A 21195-nucleotide genomic window follows, 5' to 3' on the forward strand; every position below is an offset into this window, starting at 1 on the left:
GATACGTCCTGGTCTTCTTTTTATGGAGTGTTATTATGACAAAAAAAGATGTTATCAAACTATTAGAACAAATTGCTACTTATATGGAATTAAAAGGGGAAAATACTTTTAAAATATCAGCGTATCGAAAAGCGGCGCAAAGTCTTGAATTAGACGAACGCCCATTAGAAGATATTTCTGATGTAACGGAATTAAAAGGTATCGGCAAAGGTGTTGCAGAAGTTATTAATGATTATCGAAATACTGGAGAATCACAATATTTACAACAATTGCAGGAGGAAGTACCAGCAGGATTGATTCCTCTATTGAAAATTCAAGGACTTGGTAGTAAAAAAATTGCCAAATTATATAAAGAATTAAATATCGTTGATAAAGAAAGTTTACAGGTTGCTTGTGAAAATGGAAAAGTTAGTGAATTAAGCGGTTTTGCTAAGAAAACCGAACAAAACATTTTAGAAGCTGTGAAACAAATGGGTGCCAAAAAAGACAGTTATCCAATTGATCAAATGAGAAGGCTTAATCAAGAAATCATTGATTATATAGATACATTAAATTATATCGATCAATATTCATCTGCAGGAAGCTTCCGTCGTTTTAAAGAAATGAGCAAAGATTTAGATTTCATAATAAGTACCGATAACCCAAAAGCAGTGCAGCAACAATTATTAAATATTCCTAATAAAGTAAAAGAAGTTGCAGTGGGGAACACAAAAGTTTCATTAGAATTAGCGTATGATGATGAAACGATTGGTGTCGATTTTCGATTAATTGAACCAAGTGCTTTTTATCATACATTGCAGCATTTTACTGGGTCAAAAGAACATAATATAAGAATTCGACAACTTGCTAAAGCACGTGATGAAAAAGTAAGTGAATATGGAATTGAACAAGCTGATGGTACATTAATTCAATATGATAGTGAAGCCAAAATATATGAACATTTTAATGTGAATTTTATACCACCTGCTATGCGAGAAGATGGTAGCGAATTTGATAAAGATCTAAGTAATATCATTACATTAGATGATATTAATGGAGATATTCATATGCATACAACGTATAGTGATGGTGCGTTTTCTATTCGAGACATGGTAGAAGCAAATATCGCAAAAGGTTATAAATTCATGGTAATTACTGATCATTCACAAAGTTTACGTGTTGCTAATGGCTTACAAGTAGAAAGACTTTTAAGACAAAACGAAGAAATTAAAGCGTTAGATAAAGAATATAGTGAAATTGATATTTATTCAGGTACAGAAATGGATATATTACCTGATGGCTCGCTGGATTATGATGATGAAATTTTAGCACAACTTGATTATGTAATTGGAGCTATTCATCAAAGCTTTAACCAATCAGAAGAACAAATTATGGAACGATTAGCTAATGCATGTCGCAATCCATACGTGCGACATATAGCGCATCCAACAGGGCGTATTATAGGTAGAAGAGATGGTTATAAACCGAATATTGAACAATTAATGGCATTAGCTGAAGAAACGAATACAGTATTAGAAATTAATGCCAATCCACATAGACTGGATCTGAACGCTGATATCGTTCGTAAATATCCAAATGTGAAATTAACTATTAACACTGATGCGCATCATACAAATCATTTAGATTTTATGAATTATGGCGTAGCAACTGCGCAAAAAGGATTTGTAACAAAAGATAGAGTGATTAACGCATTATCGCGTGAAGCTTTTAAAGACTTTATTGAAAATAATATAAAACTTAAGAAATAGAGGGATTTTATGAGACAAAAAACATTAGACGTCTTAGAATTTGAAAAAATAAAATCACTCGTTGCCAATGAAACTATTAGTGACTTAGGCTTGGAAAAGGTCAATCAAATGATGCCAGCTACTAATTTTGAAACGGTTGTTTTTCAAATGGAAGAAACGGATGAGATTGCTCAAATTTATAATAAGCATCGTTTACCAAGCTTGAGTGGCTTATCTAAAGTATCAGCATTCATTCATCGCGCTGATATTGGCGGCGTTTTAAATGTATCAGAGCTTAACTTGATAAAAAGATTAATTCAAGTACAAAATCAATTTAAGACATTTTATAATCAATTGGTTGAAGAAGATGAAGGTGTTAAATACCCAATATTAGATGACAAGATGAATCAATTACCTGTGTTAACCGATCTTTTTCAACAAATAAATGAAACATGCGATACGTATGATTTATATGATAATGCGAGTTACGAATTGCAAGGGATTAGAAGTAAAATTTCTAGCACGAATCAACGTATTAGACAAAATTTGGACCGTATTGTTAAAAGCCAAGCAAATCAGAAAAAATTATCAGATGCTATTGTAACAGTTAGGAATGAAAGAAACGTTATACCTGTCAAAGCTGAATATCGACAAGATTTTAATGGGATTGTACATGATCAATCTGCTTCAGGACAAACATTTTATATTGAGCCATCATCAGTTGTTGAAATGAATAATCAAATTAGTCGATTACGTCATGATGAAGCAATTGAAAAAGAACGCATTTTAACGCAACTAACTGGTTATGTGGCTGCGGACAAAGATGCACTACTTGTGGCAGAACAAGTCATGGGTCAGTTAGATTTTTTAATCGCAAAAGCGAGATATAGTAGAAGTATTAAAGGAACAAAGCCGATATTTAAAGAGGACCGTACTGTATATTTACCTAAAGCATACCATCCATTATTAAATCGTGAGACTGTTGTAGCTAATACCATCGAATTTATGGAAGATATTGAAACGTTAATTATTACAGGACCGAATACAGGTGGTAAAACAGTAACATTAAAAACATTAGGTTTAATTATTGTTATGGCTCAATCAGGATTGTTGATTCCAACACTTGATGGTAGTCAGTTAAGTGTATTTAAAAATGTATATTGCGATATCGGAGATGAACAATCAATAGAACAATCATTATCAACTTTTTCATCTCATATGACGAATATAGTTGAAATTTTAAAGCATGCAGACAAACATAGTTTAGTTTTATTTGATGAATTAGGTGCAGGTACAGATCCAAGTGAAGGTGCTGCCTTAGCAATGAGCATTTTAGATCATGTTAGAAAAATTGGTTCTCTAGTAATGGCAACGACGCACTATCCTGAACTTAAAGCATATAGTTATAATCGAGAAGGCGTTATGAATGCGAGTGTAGAATTTGATGTAGATACATTAAGCCCAACATATAAATTGTTAATGGGAGTACCAGGTCGTTCCAATGCTTTTGACATTTCTAAAAAGTTAGGTCTTAGTTTGAACATTATAAATAAGGCTAAGACGATGATTGGTACTGATGAAAAAGAAATAAATGAAATGATTGAATCATTAGAGCGTAATTACAAACGTGTAGAGACACAGAGGTTAGAACTGGACCGTCTTGTAAAAGAAGCGGAGCAAGTGCATGATGATTTATCTAAGCAGTATCAACAATTCCAAAATTATGAAAAGTCTCTAATAGAGGAAGCGAAAGAAAAAGCAAATCAGAAAATTAAAGCTGCAACAAAAGAAGCTGACGATATTATTAAAGATTTAAGACAATTGCGTGAACAAAAAGGTGCAGATGTTAAAGAACATGAATTGATCGATAAGAAGAAACGATTAGATGATCATTATGAAGCGAAATCTATAAAGCAAAATGTACAAAAGCAAAAATACGATAAAATTGTTGCTGGTGATGAAGTAAAAGTATTATCTTACGGTCAAAAAGGTGAAGTTTTAGAAATTGTCAATGACGAAGAAGCAATTGTTCAAATGGGAATTATTAAAATGAAGTTACCTATTGAAGATTTAGAGAAAAAACAAAAAGAAAAAGTTAAGCCAACGAAAATGGTTACACGTCAAAATCGTCAAACAATTAAAACTGAACTTGATTTACGAGGCTATCGTTATGAGGATGCTTTAATTGAACTAGATCAATATTTAGATCAAGCCGTTTTAAGTAATTACGAACAAGTTTATATCATTCATGGTAAAGGTACAGGTGCACTTCAAAAAGGTGTACAAAAACATTTGAAAAAACATAAAAGTGTTAGTGACTTTAGAGGTGGTATGCCAAGTGAAGGTGGATTTGGCGTTACCGTTGCAACACTAAAATAAATTATAATTTGATAAATTAATTAGCTGCAGTTAAAATAATGTAAAGCAACAAGAATACATTTCAAACATGTTATTTGAAATAAGCATAAAAATTGAGCAAATAGAAATACATGAAGCATGTTATCTGATATAATTTGAACATCATAATAATAATTAAGGAGGATTGGCATTTATGGCAATCGTAAAAGTAACAGATGCAGATTTCGATTCAAAAGTAGAATCTGGTGTACAATTAGTAGATTTTTGGGCAACATGGTGTGGTCCATGTAAAATGATCGCTCCGGTATTAGAAGAATTAGCAGCTGACTATGAAGGTAAAGCTGACATTTTAAAATTAGATGTTGATGAAAATCCATCAACTGCAGCTAAATATGAAGTGATGAGTATTCCAACATTAATCGTCTTTAAAGACGGTCAACCAGTTGATAAAGTTGTTGGTTTCCAACCAAAAGAAAACTTAGCTGAAGTTTTAGATAAACATTTATAAGTTACAACCAATGACGACTGGGGCATTTCTTCAATGAATTGCTCCAGTTTTTGTTTGTGTTTTTAATATAAAAAGTTGAATGATAAATCATCATATTGTTTACGACTTGAGTATGGTGGGATTAATAAATCTATGAACGTTAAATGTTAATCAAGCATGCTGATAGACATCTAGTAGTTGGTTTGATAAAACAATGTTCAATATTACACGATGTGCATGCAAAATCATACTTGAAGATGTTGATTATGAACTTGAATTTAGTGGTGATAAGCTTGAAGCACTTTTGTACCATCATTCATTTTAAAAATAGAAGGGGGGATATGTTTGGAAGATTATAAACAACGAATTAAAAATAAATTAAATGTTGTACCTATGGAACCGGGTTGCTATTTAATGAAAGACCGCAATGATCAAGTGATATATGTTGGGAAAGCTAAAAAATTAAGAAATCGATTACGATCATATTTTACGGGCGCACACGATGCTAAAACAACGAGACTTGTTGGAGAAATACGGCATTTTGAATTTATTGTCACATCTAGTGAAACAGAGTCATTATTACTTGAATTAAATTTGATCAAACAATATCAACCTAGATACAACATTTTATTAAAAGATGATAAAAGTTATCCATTTATTAAAATAACAAAGGAAAAATATCCTAGACTACTAGTGACGAGAACTGTAAAACAAGGTACTGGCAAATATTTCGGACCGTATCCGAATGCATATTCTGCTCAAGAAACTAAAAAGTTATTAGACAGAATATATCCATATCGCAAATGTGATAAGATGCCAGATAAATTATGTCTTTATTACCATATTGGACAATGTTTAGGACCATGTGTATATGACGTTGATTTGAGTAAATACGCACAAATGACGAAGGAAATTACTGATTTTCTGAATGGGGAAGACAAAACAATTTTAAAAAGTTTAGAAGAGCGAATGTTAACTGCAAGTGAATCACTTGATTTTGAACGGGCTAAAGAATATAGAGATTTAATTCAACATATTCAAAATCTAACTAATAAACAAAAAATTATGTCATCAGATAAAACGATTCGTGATGTCTTTGGTTATAGTGTTGATAAAGGCTGGATGTGTATCCAAGTTTTCTTTATACGACAAGGTAATATGATAAAACGAGATACAACGATGATTCCATTACAGCAAACAGAAGAAGAAGAATTTTATACATTTATTGGACAATTTTATAGCTTAAACCAACATATTTTACCTAAGGAAGTTCATGTGCCGCGTAATTTGGATAAAGAAATGATTCAATCTGTTGTGGACACTAAAATCGTTCAACCCGCGCGAGGTCCCAAAAAAGAGATGGTTGACCTAGCTGCACATAACGCTAAAGTATCCTTAAATAATAAATTTGAATTAATATCACGTGATGAGTCCAGAACAATTAAAGCAATTGAAGAACTTGGAACACAAATGGGAATTCAAACACCAATTAGAATTGAAGCATTCGATAATTCTAATATTCAAGGTGTGGATCCAGTGTCAGCAATGGTTACATTTATCGACGGTAAACCAGACAAGAAAAATTATAGAAAGTATAAAATCAAAACGGTTAAAGGTCCAGATGATTACAAATCAATGAGAGAAGTAGTAAGACGCCGATATTCTCGCGTTTTAAACGAAGGATTACCATTACCTGATTTAATAATAGTAGATGGTGGTAAAGGACATATGAACGGGGTTATTGATGTGCTACAAAACGAATTAGGTCTTGATATCCCTGTTGCAGGTTTGCAGAAAAATGATAAACACCAAACATCTGAATTATTATATGGCGCTAGTGCAGAAATTGTACCACTGAAGAAAAATAGCCAAGCATTTTATTTGTTGCACCGTATCCAAGATGAGGTTCACAGATTCGCAATCACCTTTCATAGACAAACACGTCAAAAGACCGGCTTGAAATCAATACTTGATGATATAGATGGTATCGGTAGCAAACGTAAAACATTATTATTGCGTTCATTCGGTTCAATCAAGAAAATGAAGGAGGCTACACTTGAAGATTTTAAAAATTTAGGTATTCCTGAAAACGTTGCAAAGAACCTACATGAACAATTGCAGAAATAAATTACAGGGCGTGAGAATCATTCTCATGCCCCAAAATATATGAAATAATGTTACAATATGGTTAACAAAGTTATTTTTTTGAATGTACGTGGAAGCGTTTTCTAAATGAGAAAGTTTATCATCACAAGCAATCTTAAATATCGAATCCAAATTTTACATTGTTCGACATGCAGTTTGGTGATCGTGCAGTGTGTATTTGTCTTTAAAATGTTTCGCTTAATGATAATGACAACGCTAGAAACGATATCACTTTAGGGGGTTAAGCGTACGTTTAATATAAATAGCTCAATAAATTAAATATTCGTTCACAGGGGGGACTCCTTTTGGCTCAATCAAAAAATGAATTTTATCTAAGACGTATTCACTCGTTATTAGGTATTATCCCAATAGGTGCATTTTTGGTCGTTCATTTATTAGTGAATCACCAAGCAACACAAGGTGCTGAAGCGTTTAATAAGGCATCTAACTTTATGGAATCATTACCATTTCTAATTATTGTAGAATTTTTATTTATATACATTCCGTTGTTATATCACGGTTTGTTTGGTATACACATTGCATTTACAGCAAAAGAAAATGTTGGACATTACTCGATTTTTAGAAACTGGATGTTCTTCTTCCAAAGAGTGAGTGGTATCTTAACATTTATCTTTATTGGTATCCATTTATGGCAAACACGTTTACAAAAAGCATTTTACGGCAAAGAAGTGAATTACGATTTAATGCACGAAACATTGCAACATCCTGGATGGGCAATATTTTATATTATTTGTATTATTGCTGTTGTGTTCCACTTTGCAAATGGCTTATGGTCATTCTTAGTTACTTGGGGAGGACTACAATCTCCAAAATCACAACGAGTATTTACATGGGTTTCATTAATCGTATTCTTAGTTATTTCGTATATTGGTGTTACTGCAATTATTGCCTTTATGTAATACATCGCATTTAACAAAAATAGATTGAAAATTTAGGGGAGTGACATTTTTATGGCAGAGAAACATCTTATTGTTGTCGGAGGTGGCCTAGCGGGCTTAATGTCAACAATTAAAGCGGCAGAAAAAGGTGCACATGTAGATTTATTCTCGGTTGTACCAGTAAAACGTTCGCACTCTGTTTGTGCCCAAGGTGGCATTAATGGTGCGGTCAATACTAAAGGGGAAGGCGATTCTCCTTGGATTCACTTTGATGATACAGTGTATGGTGGCGACTTCCTTGCAAACCAACCACCTGTTAAAGCGATGACAGAGGCAGCACCTAAAATTATTCATTTATTAGACCGTATGGGCGTAATGTTCAATAGAACAAATGAAGGTCTATTAGATTTTAGACGTTTCGGTGGTACATTACACCACAGAACAGCATATGCAGGGGCAACAACTGGACAACAATTATTATATGCATTGGATGAACAAGTTCGTGCATATGAAGTAGATGGATTAGTTACGAAGTATGAAGGATGGGAATTCCTTGGCATAGTTAAAGGTGATGATGATAGTGCAAGAGGTATCGTTGCACAAAATATGACAACTGCTGAGATTGAAACATTTGGTTCAGATGCAGTTATTATGGCAACGGGTGGCCCTGGTATTATTTTCGGTAAAACAACAAACTCAATGATTAATACAGGATCAGCGGCTTCCATTGTTTACCAACAAGGCGCTATTTATGCTAATGGTGAGTTCATTCAAATTCATCCTACTGCAATCCCTGGTGATGATAAACTTCGACTAATGAGTGAATCAGCACGTGGTGAAGGTGGACGAATTTGGACATATAAAGATGGTAAGCCTTGGTACTTCTTAGAAGAGAAATATCCTGATTATGGTAACTTAGTGCCTCGTGATATCGCAACGCGTGAAATTTTCGATGTATGTATTAATCAAAAATTAGGTATTAATGGCGAAAACATGGTATATCTTGATTTGTCACATAAAGATCCACATGAGTTAGATGTAAAACTAGGTGGTATCATTGAAATTTATGAAAAATTCACTGGTGATGACCCACGCAAAGTACCAATGAAGATTTTCCCAGCTGTCCACTATTCAATGGGTGGTCTATATGTAGATTATGATCAAATGACAAATATTAAAGGGTTATTTGCAGCTGGAGAATGTGACTTCTCTCAACATGGTGGTAACCGCTTAGGTGCCAATTCATTGTTATCAGCGATTTATGGTGGTACAGTAGCAGGTCCAAACGCGATTGATTATATTTCAAATATTGATCGATCATATACTGATATGGACGAAAGTATTTTTGAAAAACGTAAAGCTGAAGAGCAAGAACGTTTTGATAAATTATTAGCTATGCGCGGTACAGAAAATGCATATAAATTACACCGTGAACTTGGTGAAATTATGACAGCAAATGTAACTGTTGTTCGTGAAAATGAAAAACTGTTAGAAACAGATAAAAAGATTGTTGAATTGATGAAACGTTATGAAGATATTGACATGGAAGATACTCAAACTTGGAGTAACCAAGCGGTATTCTTTACTCGTCAATTATGGAACATGTTAGTACTTGCACGTGTGATTACGATTGGGGCATATAATCGTAATGAATCACGTGGCGCCCATTATAAACCAGAATTCCCAGAGCGTAATGACGAAGAGTGGTTAAAAACAACAATGGCCTCATTCCAAGGTGCATTTGAAAAACCACAGTTTACTTATGATGACGTCGATGTGAGTTTAATACCACCTCGTAAACGTGATTACACAAGTAAGTCTAAAGGGGGTAAAAAATAATGACTGACCAACCAGTAAAAGACACGCCACAACATGAAACGCAATCTAAAACGAAGCAAAAAACAGTGAAATTAATTATTAAACGTCAAGATACAAGTGACTCAAAACCATATGAAGAAACGTTTGAAATTCCATATCGTGAAAATTTAAACGTCATTGCATGTTTAATGGAAATTAGACGTAACCCAGTTAATATTAAAGGTGAAAAAACAACACCTGTTGTCTGGGATATGAACTGCTTAGAAGAAGTATGTGGAGCATGTTCTATGGTTATCAATGGTCGTGCAAGACAATCTTGTTCTGCGATTGTTGATCAATTAGAACAACCTATTCGTTTAGAGCCAATGAATACTTTCCCAGTTATCCGTGACTTACAAGTTGATCGTTCTAGAATGTTCGATAACTTAAAACGTATGAAAGCATGGATCCCAATTGATGGAACGTATGATTTAGGTCCGGGACCACGTATGCCAGAGAAAAAACGTCAAACAGCTTATGAATTATCTAAATGTATGACATGTGGTGTGTGTTTAGAGGTTTGTCCTAATGTTACTGAAAATAATAAATTCGTTGGTGCGCAAGCAATCTCGCAAGTTCGTTTGTTTAATTTGCACCCAACAGGATCTATGACTAAAGATGAACGTTTAAATGCATTAATGGGTACAGGTGGCTTACAGCAGTGTGGTAATTCACAAAACTGTGTTAATGCTTGCCCTAAAGGTATTCCATTAACAACATCCATTGCAGCAATGAACAGAGAAACAACATTCCACATGTTTAAATCATTCTTTGGTTCAGACCATGAAGTAGAATAAAAATTAATCCCTTTTGAGTTAAAATGTTATGTTCCTTTCAAAATTAAATTGAATGGAGATACACAAAAACTTAGAAGGGATTTTTTTATAGTTACATTACATGACAATATGATAGTGAGCTAATTTAAAATAAGTATTATATTATAATGACAAAAATAGTAAACACAGTGCATAATACTAAAATCAATTGCTTAGTTATGATAAACTAAAAATTAAATTAAAAGTAAGGATGACCGAATATGAATAAACCAATAGGTGTAATAGACTCTGGTGTCGGAGGTTTGACAGTAGCTAAAGAAATTATGCGTCAGTTGCCAAATGAGACGATTTATTACTTAGGTGATATTGGGCGATGTCCATATGGGCCAAGACCAGGAGAACAAGTAAAACAATATACAGTTGAAATCGCTCGTAAATTAATGGAATTTGATATAAAAATGCTCGTGATTGCTTGTAATACTGCAACTGCTGTAGCTTTAGAATATTTACAAAAGACCTTATCAATCCCAGTGATTGGCGTAATTGAACCAGGTGCTAGAACAGCAATAATGACGACTAGAAATCAAAATGTATTAGTACTAGGAACGGAAGGCACAATTAAATCTGAAGCATATCGTACGCATATTAAACGTATAAATCCACATGTAGAGGTACATGGCGTTGCCTGTCCAGGTTTTGTGCCACTTGTAGAACAAATGAGATATAGTGATCCAACAATTACAAGCATTGTTATTCATCAAACACTGAAACGTTGGCGTAATAGTGAGTCTGATACTGTCATTTTAGGATGTACCCACTATCCATTGCTCTATAAACCTATCTATGATTATTTTGGTGGCAAAAAGACAGTGATTTCGTCAGGATTAGAAACAGCTCGTGAAGTTAGTGCATTGCTAACATTTAGTAATGAACATGCAAGTTATACTGAACATCCAGATCATCGATTTTTTGCAACAGGTGATACCACACATATTACTAACATTATCAAAGAGTGGCTAAATTTATCTGTCAATGTGGAACGTATATCAGTGAATGACTAGGAGGATTTTTAATGAAAGAGATTGTTATTGCATCGAATAATCAAGGAAAAATAAATGATTTTAAAGTGATATTTCCCGACTATCATGTTATAGGCATTTCAGAATTGATACCTGATTTTGATGTAGAAGAGACAGGTGTTACATTCGAAGAAAATGCGAAATTAAAATCAGAAGCTGCTGCAAAAGCATTGAATAAAACGGTCATAGCTGATGACAGTGGACTAGAAGTTTTTGCATTAAATGGTGAGCCAGGTATATACTCTGCACGTTATGCTGGTGAAAATAAAAGCGATGAAGCAAATATTGAAAAATTATTAAATAAGCTTGGTAATACAACTGATCGTCGTGCGCAATTTGTTTGTGTCATAAGTATGAGTGGCCCTGATATGGAAACTAAGGTATTTAAAGGTACGGTTTCAGGTGAAATTGCAGATGGAAAATATGGTGAAAATGGTTTCGGATATGATCCGATATTTTATGTACCGAAATTAGATAGAACCATGGCGCAACTTTCTAAAGAACAAAAAGGTCAAATTAGCCATAGACGAAATGCAATTAATTTATTAGAAGCTTATCTTGCGGGTGATCAAAATGTCTAAATGGATTGTTGTGAGTGATAATCATACTGAATCTGGCATTTTATACCAAATTTACGAGGCACACCCAGATGCTGATATGTATTTGCATTTAGGCGATTCAGAATTTGAGTATGATGATACAGAACTTAGCTTATTTCGTAGGGTAAAAGGCAATTGTGATTTTTACCCAGAATTTGAAAATGAAGCGGTCGCAAAATGTAATGATGTGAAAGCATTTTACACTCATGGACATTTATATCAAGTCAATCGAACAAGACATTTATTAGCTGAGCAAGCACGTGAATTAGGTTGTTTGTTTGCATTTTATGGACATACACATGTGGCAAAATATGAGTATATTAATGGTGTTCATGTTATTAATCCTGGAAGTATATCTCAATCTAGAAGTTCAATGGAAGAAACATATGCTGAAGTTATTATTGATGATCAAACTTTACATGGCACCATCAATTTCAAAAATCGACATCACGAAACAATAAGTCATACTACTTTTTAAATAGAAAGTAGCTATGGCTTTTTTTAATTTATAGACTGATTTAACTAGGAGGTCGTGACATGAATGTTTGTTTAAAAGTATTTCTGACAATTTTTAGAAGGTAACTGGAATGAATAATACATTTATGTAATGAAAAGAATTGTAATTTTGGGGAATGTGATTGTTGATGGTCCTATATGGTTGAATCATGTTGATTATTTGGTTAAAAGTGTAATATTAAAAAGTATAAAATTAATATTCCAAGAAGTCAGGAAATTTGAAATTTTATTTAAAATCATGAATCGTATACATATTTAAAAGGATTTCTAAAGGCATAAATTATATCAATAATTTGATGGTTAAAATATGGAGTAGCAAAATTCTTGAAATTCAGAAATGTAGTGACACAAATATTAATGTTTAGTTAATAAATAGTTAATGTAGTTTTTTGTATCTGTCTATTATTATAAATATATACAAAATAAATATTTGAGGATAGGTGTTATTAATTATGAAAAAGAATTTTATTGGGAAATCAATTTTAAGCATAGCTGCTATTAGTTTAACGGTATCAACGTTTGCTGGTGAATCTCATGCACAAACTAAAAACGTTGAAGCTGCTAAAAAATATGATCAGTATCAAACAAACTTTAAAAAACAAGTAAATAAAAAAGTTGTGGATGCACAAAAAGCTGTAAACTTGTTCAAACGTACAAGAACTGTTGCAACACACCGTAAAGCACAAAGAGCTGTTAACTTAATTCATTTCCAACACAGCTATGAAAAGAAAAAATTACAAAGACAAATCGATCTAGTTTTAAAATATAATACTTTAAAATAATTGATAGAAGCCATGCTATAGAGTGTGGCTTTTTTACTATGTGTAATCTGATGAAAGTTATTTAAACATTGTATATATTTTACTTGATGAGTATATTGGGGTAAATCTTAGAAAATCCTTTGAAAATGTATGTGATAGGTGTTTTGAATGACGGGATAACGCCAAGCATATGTATTAACAATCGTTAGAATTTTCGCGGATTTAGAGGTATTGTATTAATCATACGTGCTTTATTAAACAGTCGTAAAGATGCTAAATAAATTGGAAGTTACTTAATATAAAAAAGCACGCCAAAACGTTAGCATTGTTTTCCAACGTTTAGCGTGCAACTATTTAATTCAGTGTGTTTATTGATCCCAAGTAATTGACTCGATTTCGCCGTCAGCGACTACTTTAAAATTTTTTCTATTCTTTTCTAATGGGTGAGTAAGATCAAATGTATAATAACCGTTAGAACCACCATCTTTGATTTTAACGACTGCTTTCTTCACATCGCCTTGGCTTAATTTTTTGACGATGAGATAAAGATCATTAACAGTTTCACCTTTGTAAGGTTTTTGATTTTTATCAGCTTCTTTCATTAACTTATCAATACGTTCATCATCTTTTTTAGCTTCATCTGCTAATTTTTTAGCTATTTCTAAACCTTTCCATTCATAACTAAAGAAAGCTTTAGCATCATTTGAATGAGTTAGAAGACCTGTAGCGATGACTGTAGATGCAATAATTACTTTTGTAATATTTTTTTTCATAATAAGTTCTCCCTGTAAAATAAATTTGTACTTAATGTTGCGAGTACACTGCTATTTTACAAACGGTTTCATGCTTTTACCACTTAACACTTCATTAATTAAAATTAAGTGCAAATTAATAAGGTTTAATACAATCGAAAAAGAAAAATGATGAATTTGATGTTATTATTTTGTATAAAATCATTATTAAACATCATGTTAGTTTTTTATGGTAAGTAAACATGATTCAACAATAACGATATTATATTTTTAACGAAAATAAAATGTATTGTCCCTAATCTAATTTTTTGAACTTGAAATTGTCAAATAGAATAAATTGATATGTTTGTAGCTGTTCCGAAATATCATTTTTTTAAAACTAAGACATGTCGTATAGTGGAGAAATAATAACTATGTATAATTTTACTTATATAGAAATAAGAGATATATTCTAAATATCGTTGATATGTTATGATTAATATATAAGTTAAAAATCATACTATTTAGTTGCATTATGCATTTACGAAGTAAGCACAATAAAGCATATACATTTTCAAACAGCATAAAATGTTGTAATAGCACGTGCCATGATGACTAAAGCATAGGCATTACGTATCATTGGCAATCACATATGTGGTTGTTATTTTTTCGTGTTAATTAATAAAGATAAAAATAAATACTTTGAGGTCTCACGATGATAATTAAAATTTTAACAATTCTATTTCTACTTTGTATATTGAGTTATTTGGTTACAAACAGAAAGAAGCCTTTCTTGTTTTTAAAAACACTCTTGATGGGTGTCGTATTCATATTCATTGGATATATTTCGTTAGCTATCTCTGCAGTTATCATTTATGGAATAGCTCAATTTATTACCATTGATTTTGGTAGCTTTTTCTTAATGGGGATTATTTTAATTTTGATTTCAAGTATATTCCAATTATTTATAGTTAGATTACTGTTTCGAAAAAAGAATGTCGATTTGACAGAGGTTGTCGTTTTAGAACATTTAATTCAATGGTTCTTAGTTTACTTTGCGATATATCAAGCAGTAAATGAAAAAATGGATATTAATGATATTAATATCGACAATTTCCAATCTGTATTTTTTGACGTATCTAATTTGAACTTAGTTATACTGCCAACGTTGATTATTAGCTGGGTTACAATATTTAACTATAGAATGAGAAGTTACAAATAAATTTAATGACATTATACAAAAAGACACCAACATTCAAGTGGTGTCTTTTTTTGTTGTGTGGCTTTATTTTTGAAATTCGAAAAAGTAGAGGCATGAATTTTTTGACTAGTGTATAAGTGCTGATGAAACACAAGATAGATAACTATATTTTGTCTATATTATAAAGTGTTTATAGTTAATTAATATTCAGTTAATTTTAAAAGTTGTATAAATAGGATAACTTAATAATTATAAGACAACAATTTGGAGGATAATTAACATGAAAAATAAATTAATAGCAAAATCATTATTAGGTATAGCGGTAATTGGTATGACTGCAACAACACTTGCATCAACTGCTGATGCGAGCGAAGGATACGGTCCAAGAGAAAAGAAACCAGTGAGTATTAATCACAATATCGTAGAGTACAATGATGGTACTTTTAAGTATCAATCAAGACCAAAATTTAATACAACACCTCAATATATTAAGTTTAGACATGATTATAACATTGTGGAATATAATGACGGTACATTTGGATATGGTCCACGTCCGCATTTTAATAAACCAGCTGAAAAATCTGATGCGACAATAAAAAAAGAACAAAAATTGATTCAAGCCCAAAATCTAGTGAAAGAATTTGAAAAGACCCATACTGTAAGCGCACATAGAAAAGCACAAAAGGCAGTCAACCTAGTATCATTTGAATACAATGTTAAGAAAATGATATTGCAAGAGCGAATTGATCAAGTATTAAAGCAAGGATTAGTGAGATAATACTTCTGTCATTACTGTAAGTTCAAAATCATTTAATTTAATATTAATTTCTATTAATAAAAATACTATGGTATTTAATAGTGGGTTAATGTAACTTTCCTAAAATTGACTATATAATCATTAAGTATCAATTTTTAAAGGAGAATTTACAATGAAATTTAAAAAATATATAGTAGCAGGAACATTAGCAGTACTATTATCAACAACAGCAGTATCAACATTAGATGGGAACAAAGCAGATGCAAGTAGTCATGACAATTATTTAACTCAAAGTAAATATCATGATAAAAAAATTGCTGAAGAATTGAAATCATTACTTAGACAATCGAACGTATATGACTTGGCTGCAGGTAGCTTAAATCGATATTACAAACGTACGATTATGATGAATGAATATAGAGCAAAAGCAGCACTAAAGAAAAATGATTTCAAATCAATGGCTGAAGCTAAAGTAGCATTAGAAAATATTTACAAAGAAATTGATGAAATTATAAATAGATAATAAAAAACAGGCTGAGACAATAATACCATTGTCTTCGCCTGTTTTTTTTGCAGATGAAAATTCTGCAATTTAATATTTATGTATGAGCAATGTATACAAAAAATAGGGGAGACAAATATAAATATAATAGTTAGAAATGTTATGCACAAAATTGCTTTGTACAATCTAAAAAATATTTATAGTGCTCCCATAGATAAATTTAAACGTAGTATGAAACGTTCTGATTTTTACTCAATGAGTTTATTATTGGAAGAAAAAGTTAACGTGTGTCGAACATGCCACGATGCCAAATATAATGAATAGAAATAAGACAATAAGCATGGCGGCGCTTTTTAAACAACCTCTATTTGTTTCCTCCGAATTTCTTTGTTGAACCTTTTTATAATCTTCAAGATGCTTTGTGGTCTTTTTATTTATATGTTTATTCATGATGTTTACTCCTTAATCTAAATGTAAATTGCATTAAAATAGTTGAAAACATTACCTGAAATAAAGATATAAAGCTTAAGTTAGGCTGCTCGTTGTTTCAAATTTTAAGTGAGTATCATGTTAAATTAGATGATAACTTGTTTCGTTTATTTTCCAAATTGTTCGCTTTTAAACTGACGTATTAAAATATTAATGAAACATTAGAATACATAAATGAACAGTAAAGGTGCACAGTATAGAAGGATTAATGCCACACTAAGTATAAATATTGTTAGCTGTAAACTATCTTTAGTTTTAATATAAACAATTAATATAAGTAGTGTTAAAAGGATCATATATATTAATGACGAAGAAGTCCAAACAAAATCTGCGTCATTGGTAGTTAGCAATGGGACGATAATCAGTCCGAAGTTAATCATGCATGCTATATATACAATGATGTTATACACAATGTTAATTTTTGGTCACCACCTTAACTGTTGTTTTTAAATGCTTTGAAAATTGCATTTTAATAGTGTAATGAATATCCGAATTTCTAATTTTCGTTCGTTATACTTTTAAAAGACTATATATAGTATGCTTTTATGTTTCTAAATGTTTTTTAATATTTAATTATCGTCAATATTTGGATTATGAATCATCAACTCAAGTACTTTGTTAGATGCGTCAATTGTAAATTCAGAGCCATAGTTAACATGACTAACTTTTAATTTATTATCTAAATAATTGATTGCGATTGCGACATCATAATCTTCATCAATAACAAATAAACTATTTTCGTTTGTAACTACTTCATGTTTCCCTGAGTAAACAACATTAATTTCCCAATCTTTAAAAACCATTTGTCATCCTCCTTGAACATTTAAACTGATTCAATCTAAGTTTAACTTATTCATACAACTTCTTACAATATCTAGATTAGAGATAAATAGATTTCTAGAAATTATTTTCAATTATATGTACTTATTATACTTTTTATCTTCTTATTTCAGTATAGTTTTAAAACGATTTTAAAATAATTCTGCAAATATATTAACACATAATGTGTTCAATAAGTTTTGAACAATTTCAAAACTTTTAATTAAAGGGTTTGACAACATGAATTTCAAATGTTTGAAGTTAAGAAATCAGTACCGTAATCATGATTTTAGCCGTAAATATATACGGAAAAGCATAATAGGTATATTACTATTCATCGATGTTAAATTTTATACTGCAATTAAAATAGCCGACGCACATCATTTCTGATGTTATCGGCTAATATTATTATGTGACTATTTGAGTGTACATAACCATTAATTTGTCATTTCTTCTTTTTCCCAATCGATTTTATATCTTTCAGAACAACGATCTGTCCATTTATCTTTAGTATTGGTACCTTTCCAATTTGTTGAAGTCCAATGTAGTTGATAGTCATCACGAACACGTTCATATATTACATCTATATTTGTTTGTTGTTTGGTTGCTTTTCTATCCATGGTAATAACTGTAGCGAAGTCTGGTGAAAACCCTGAAGATAATAGAGAACTTGCTTTGTTAGGATCAAGGAAGTTATCTGCAGCTTTCATAGAACCGTTTCTTGTTTTCATGAAAAGTTGATTGCCATATACTGGGTTCCAAGAATCTCTGTCATATGGTCCCCAATTTTGATTCACCATATTGTTAAATATAACTTTCCAACCTACTTTTTTATCAGTTGGACTTTCTAAAATTGTTTTGAAATCTGGTTGAACATATTTGAGTGTATGACCAATTGAAACATTTGCACCAATCAAACCGCCAATTTTTCCAGAATCATCACCAGTCACGTTACCGTTGAATCCATAAGTTAATGTACTCATATATTCTTTAGTATCAATTGAATTTCTAGGGTAGTAATCAGAAATTTGTGCTACTTCATTATCAGGTAGTTGCAATTGTACCTTAAATGCTGAAGGCCAGGCTAAACCGCTTTTATTAGCGCCTTCTTCGCTATAAACTCTATACTGACCAGCAATGGTACCTTTCGTTCTGATGACTAATATTTTTTTATTGTGATTTTTATCATCGATAAAACTATAAAATACTTTTTTGTGCATGCCATTTTCTTTATCATAAGTGACTAAATCACCTGTTTTTACTGTAGTATTGCTTCCTATATCTGTAGTACCGGTTTTAATATTAATATCAGAATCTGCGGCATTAGCGACAGGATTCATTAATATAGAACCTAGCAATAGTGTTGTTGTTACTGAGCTGACTATACGTGTTTTCATTTTCATCATCCTTCTATTTTTTAAAACGATTTGAGGAAACAATAATCAATATGTCAATTTAGAATAATGCAGTTGAGACATATCAAATATTTATCATCGTTTATATTAGTATATTTAATGTAGCAACTGTTAAATGATTGAGTGATGATGAGTGAATATTTTAAGAATATGTTTTTAACTTTTAATTAATATTTGAAAGGAAGCATTTCAATGTCGAGGCTTAGTCAAAGTTGAATGAACTCTTTATGAACCAAGGAAAAGACAAAGCTAATTTTATTGATTAATTTCTTTAAAACTGGGTATTTATTTAACTTTAAAATGTAATCGATTACAATATAAAAATACAAATATCTTAGAATTAAATCAATTAATTAACTATTAAATAAAAGTTAACTGTATATTAACTAGTATAATTAATCAATTATGAATAGAGAAAAAATAATTGTCTTGGAATATTTGTGCGAATTAATTTTAACAAAGTATGGTAATTTCGTATAAAAATGTAAAAGGGTGTAGTGTAATATTATAAAACATTGTAAAATATGTTATACAAGGAAAAATGTAGACATCTAGTTATAGGAGTTATAAGAGAATCTTAAACTTAGGTTAGCTTTTAATGTTGAAACCAAGTGGAAAGTGATAAATGTAAAAGTGATAGGGGATTATAATGAAACTATTTTATATCGCATTTCTAATTATTTTATGGCTGAATATATTTTTAGGAAATGAAGTCATTCATACACTGACTGTTTTAATAACAACATTGTATATCGTTAATAGAAGAAAGAGGGTTAAAAATGACACAGTTGAATGAAATTATCAACGCTATTCAGTCTTTGTTTGAGTCTGAATCAGGCTACAAAATATCGAAAAATTCAGGGGTGCCGTATCAGACCGTACAAGATTTGAGGAACGGTAAAACGAAAATAGAAGATGCTAGATTTAGAACGATTATAAAACTATATAGTTATTATACTTCATTAAAAGAGCAGTCATCATTGAATCATTAAATTAAGAGTAGAGCCTAAGACGTAACCACGACTTAGGCTCTACAATATTATATAGACAGACATTGACCAAACAAAAATGCCCATGTAACAAACATTTTTCAATTATGGGCGGGGCCCCAACACAGAAGCTGACGAAAAGTCAGCTTACAATAATGTGAGAGTTGGGGCGGGGCCCCAACACAGAGAATGATTTGGCATTTCTGATTGACTCCAAATGCCATTTTATATTTTGTAGACTAATTTTTTATTGCTTATATATTGTTGATACATGTCGAAGTATCATTACTATATTGTTTATCCTTGGAATTTGCAATACAAGTCATGCAATATCATTTAATCGATGAGGACCTCGACTGTTATTTTTTGAGGATTTTTAACATAAACATTTGCAAGATCAGAATGTAATCTTTTGCTCAAATCAATTGTATAGTCATTGCCGCCACCGGTAATTTTAAGCTTACCTTTATTGCGATTTTCATGATATAATATTTTATTTTTAATTAGCGCTTCTCGTGCTCGAAAATCAATTTCTTTCAACGTTAATATTGGTTTATTACCTTGGTACATCTTATGTGCACCAATAATTGTTTGTAGTTTATCTTTGTATTGGACAAAAAGACTATATGGTTTATCAGAAGATGATGCAGCAGGTGTTACACCACCTGTAAATGTATCACGATATACCCACCATAACTGGCTAGTGTCTTCGTCTTTTAAACCAAATACGTCTACATAGCGGTCTCTTAATTGATTAATGTTGCCCCAACTTTCGGCACCCCATAATCGTATATGAGCTGACCAAGAATAACGCTTAAATTCAACATAAATGTTGCCGTCATCATATTGGTATAACCATCTATTTGAAAATGTCAGAGGCTTTTGTGTGTAATATTTAATTAACTCATTGATGTTCGTTTCGTTTTGGTCAATATAATAAGCTTTAGCGTCAGTAGAAACATTTAGTGGCGAATTAGGGATTTGTGTAGCTGTTGTTCCTAATAATAACAATGTTGTCATTAAAATTAGTTTTTTAATATTGCTCTTTCTCATTCGAACTTCTCCTTTCTGCGTATTCATCAATATGA

The 21195-nt window shown here is 31.5% G+C and carries 23 protein-coding genes; 17 read left to right on the top strand and 6 right to left on the bottom strand.

The window, feature by feature from the left end; genetic code table 11:
- Positions 1-35 precede the first annotated feature (35 nt).
- The 3 genes from polX to trxA all read left to right on the top strand — a co-directional run bounded on the left by polX (position 36) and on the right by trxA (position 4593).
- Entirely contained in the window at positions 36-1748 is a 1713-nt protein-coding gene (polX, locus tag HMPREF2658_RS02925; protein WP_000161953.1) for a DNA polymerase/3'-5' exonuclease PolX, read from the top strand.
- Positions 1749-1757: 9 nt separating this feature from the next.
- Positions 1758-4106, top strand: a complete 2349-nt coding sequence (locus HMPREF2658_RS02930) for an endonuclease MutS2 (protein ID WP_070854194.1) — start codon at positions 1758-1760, stop codon at positions 4104-4106.
- A gap of 172 nt (positions 4107-4278) precedes the next feature.
- Positions 4279-4593, top strand: coding sequence for a thioredoxin (trxA, locus tag HMPREF2658_RS02935; protein WP_001018928.1), 315 nt, complete (start codon positions 4279-4281; stop codon positions 4591-4593).
- Positions 4594-4655: 62 nt separating this feature from the next.
- Here trxA and HMPREF2658_RS02940 read toward each other — a convergent pair whose 3' ends face one another.
- Positions 4656-4727, bottom strand: a complete 72-nt coding sequence (locus HMPREF2658_RS02940) for a hypothetical protein (RefSeq protein ID WP_223200532.1) — start codon at positions 4725-4727, stop codon at positions 4656-4658.
- A 190-nt stretch (positions 4728-4917) separates the two neighbouring features.
- On the opposite strand from HMPREF2658_RS02940, the gene uvrC reads away from it, so the two are divergent.
- From uvrC to ecb, 9 genes are all read left to right on the top strand, one after another.
- Entirely contained in the window at positions 4918-6699 is a 1782-nt protein-coding gene (gene uvrC / locus HMPREF2658_RS02945; protein ID WP_070854195.1) for an excinuclease ABC subunit UvrC, read from the top strand.
- Between the two features lie 323 nt (positions 6700-7022).
- Positions 7023-7637 (top strand): succinate dehydrogenase cytochrome b558 subunit, encoded by a 615-nt coding sequence (locus HMPREF2658_RS02950; RefSeq protein WP_000079317.1) that lies wholly within the window; start codon positions 7023-7025, stop codon positions 7635-7637.
- Between the two features lie 51 nt (positions 7638-7688).
- Entirely contained in the window at positions 7689-9455 is a 1767-nt protein-coding gene (gene sdhA / locus HMPREF2658_RS02955; RefSeq protein ID WP_000818278.1) for a succinate dehydrogenase flavoprotein subunit, read from the top strand.
- Positions 9455-10270: a succinate dehydrogenase iron-sulfur subunit gene (gene sdhB / locus HMPREF2658_RS02960; RefSeq protein ID WP_000132057.1), complete on the top strand. Its 816-nt coding sequence runs from the start codon at positions 9455-9457 to the stop codon at positions 10268-10270. The genes sdhA and sdhB overlap by 1 nt, the downstream gene beginning before the upstream one ends.
- A gap of 239 nt (positions 10271-10509) precedes the next feature.
- On the top strand, positions 10510-11310 hold the full coding sequence (gene racE, locus HMPREF2658_RS02965; RefSeq protein ID WP_001039660.1) for a glutamate racemase: 801 nt from the start codon (positions 10510-10512) through the stop codon (positions 11308-11310).
- A gap of 11 nt (positions 11311-11321) precedes the next feature.
- Positions 11322-11909, top strand: coding sequence for an XTP/dITP diphosphatase (locus tag HMPREF2658_RS02970; protein WP_000659323.1), 588 nt, complete (start codon positions 11322-11324; stop codon positions 11907-11909).
- A complete protein-coding gene (locus tag HMPREF2658_RS02975; protein ID WP_000049493.1) occupies positions 11902-12405 on the top strand; it encodes a YfcE family phosphodiesterase in 504 nt (167 codons plus the stop codon). Before HMPREF2658_RS02970 ends, HMPREF2658_RS02975 begins: the two co-directional genes overlap by 8 nt.
- A 129-nt stretch (positions 12406-12534) precedes the next feature.
- Complete coding sequence (locus HMPREF2658_RS02980; protein ID WP_000822904.1) at positions 12535-12702, top strand: hypothetical protein; 168 nt, start codon at positions 12535-12537, stop codon at positions 12700-12702.
- Positions 12703-12895: 193 nt separating this feature from the next.
- Positions 12896-13225 carry a complement convertase inhibitor Ecb gene (gene ecb / locus HMPREF2658_RS02985; protein WP_000739210.1) on the top strand — a complete coding sequence of 110 codons (330 nt, stop codon included), beginning with the start codon at positions 12896-12898 and terminating at the stop codon, positions 13223-13225.
- 347 nt (positions 13226-13572) lie between these two features.
- On the opposite strand, the gene HMPREF2658_RS02990 is transcribed toward ecb, so the two are convergent.
- On the bottom strand, positions 13573-13977 hold the full coding sequence (locus tag HMPREF2658_RS02990) for an FPRL1 inhibitory protein FLIPr (protein WP_070854196.1): 405 nt from the start codon (positions 13975-13977) through the stop codon (positions 13573-13575).
- Between the two features lie 673 nt (positions 13978-14650).
- Between HMPREF2658_RS02990 and HMPREF2658_RS02995 the strand changes: the two genes are divergently transcribed.
- From HMPREF2658_RS02995 to HMPREF2658_RS03005, 3 genes are all read left to right on the top strand, one after another.
- Positions 14651-15157 (top strand): SA1002 family membrane protein, encoded by a 507-nt coding sequence (locus HMPREF2658_RS02995; protein WP_000584394.1) that lies wholly within the window; start codon positions 14651-14653, stop codon positions 15155-15157.
- 259 nt (positions 15158-15416) lie between these two features.
- Positions 15417-15914: a fibrinogen-binding protein gene (locus HMPREF2658_RS03000; RefSeq protein ID WP_000791578.1), complete on the top strand. Its 498-nt coding sequence runs from the start codon at positions 15417-15419 to the stop codon at positions 15912-15914.
- 151 nt (positions 15915-16065) lie between these two features.
- Positions 16066-16416 (top strand): complement inhibitor SCIN family protein, encoded by a 351-nt coding sequence (locus HMPREF2658_RS03005; RefSeq protein ID WP_000669539.1) that lies wholly within the window; start codon positions 16066-16068, stop codon positions 16414-16416.
- Between the two features lie 243 nt (positions 16417-16659).
- Here the strand turns inward: HMPREF2658_RS03005 and HMPREF2658_RS03010 are convergent, their stop codons facing one another.
- From HMPREF2658_RS03010 to hyl, 3 genes are all read right to left on the bottom strand, one after another.
- Complete coding sequence (locus HMPREF2658_RS03010; RefSeq protein WP_001032820.1) at positions 16660-16845, bottom strand: hypothetical protein; 186 nt, start codon at positions 16843-16845, stop codon at positions 16660-16662.
- 608 nt (positions 16846-17453) lie between these two features.
- The gene (locus HMPREF2658_RS03020; protein ID WP_000231332.1) at positions 17454-17687 is read right to left on the bottom strand and encodes a hypothetical protein; all 234 of its coding nucleotides are present in this window, start codon (positions 17685-17687) and stop codon (positions 17454-17456) included.
- Between the two features lie 453 nt (positions 17688-18140).
- Positions 18141-19100: an alpha-hemolysin gene (hyl, locus tag HMPREF2658_RS03025; RefSeq protein ID WP_000857477.1), complete on the bottom strand. Its 960-nt coding sequence runs from the start codon at positions 19098-19100 to the stop codon at positions 18141-18143.
- A 667-nt stretch (positions 19101-19767) separates the two neighbouring features.
- Between hyl and HMPREF2658_RS03030 the strand changes: the two genes are divergently transcribed.
- Positions 19768-19914, top strand: a complete 147-nt coding sequence (locus tag HMPREF2658_RS03030) for a hypothetical protein (RefSeq protein ID WP_000765705.1) — start codon at positions 19768-19770, stop codon at positions 19912-19914.
- Positions 19898-20110 (top strand): hypothetical protein, encoded by a 213-nt coding sequence (locus HMPREF2658_RS03035; protein ID WP_000192697.1) that lies wholly within the window; start codon positions 19898-19900, stop codon positions 20108-20110. Before HMPREF2658_RS03030 ends, HMPREF2658_RS03035 begins: the two co-directional genes overlap by 17 nt.
- A gap of 333 nt (positions 20111-20443) precedes the next feature.
- Here HMPREF2658_RS03035 and HMPREF2658_RS03040 read toward each other — a convergent pair whose 3' ends face one another.
- Positions 20444-21160 (bottom strand): superantigen-like protein SSL12, encoded by a 717-nt coding sequence (locus HMPREF2658_RS03040; protein WP_001232320.1) that lies wholly within the window; start codon positions 21158-21160, stop codon positions 20444-20446.
- Positions 21161-21195 lie beyond the last annotated feature (35 nt).

The organism is Staphylococcus sp. HMSC062H10 (assembly GCF_001836945.1).
GTDB classification, from domain to species: domain Bacteria; phylum Bacillota; class Bacilli; order Staphylococcales; family Staphylococcaceae; genus Staphylococcus; species Staphylococcus aureus.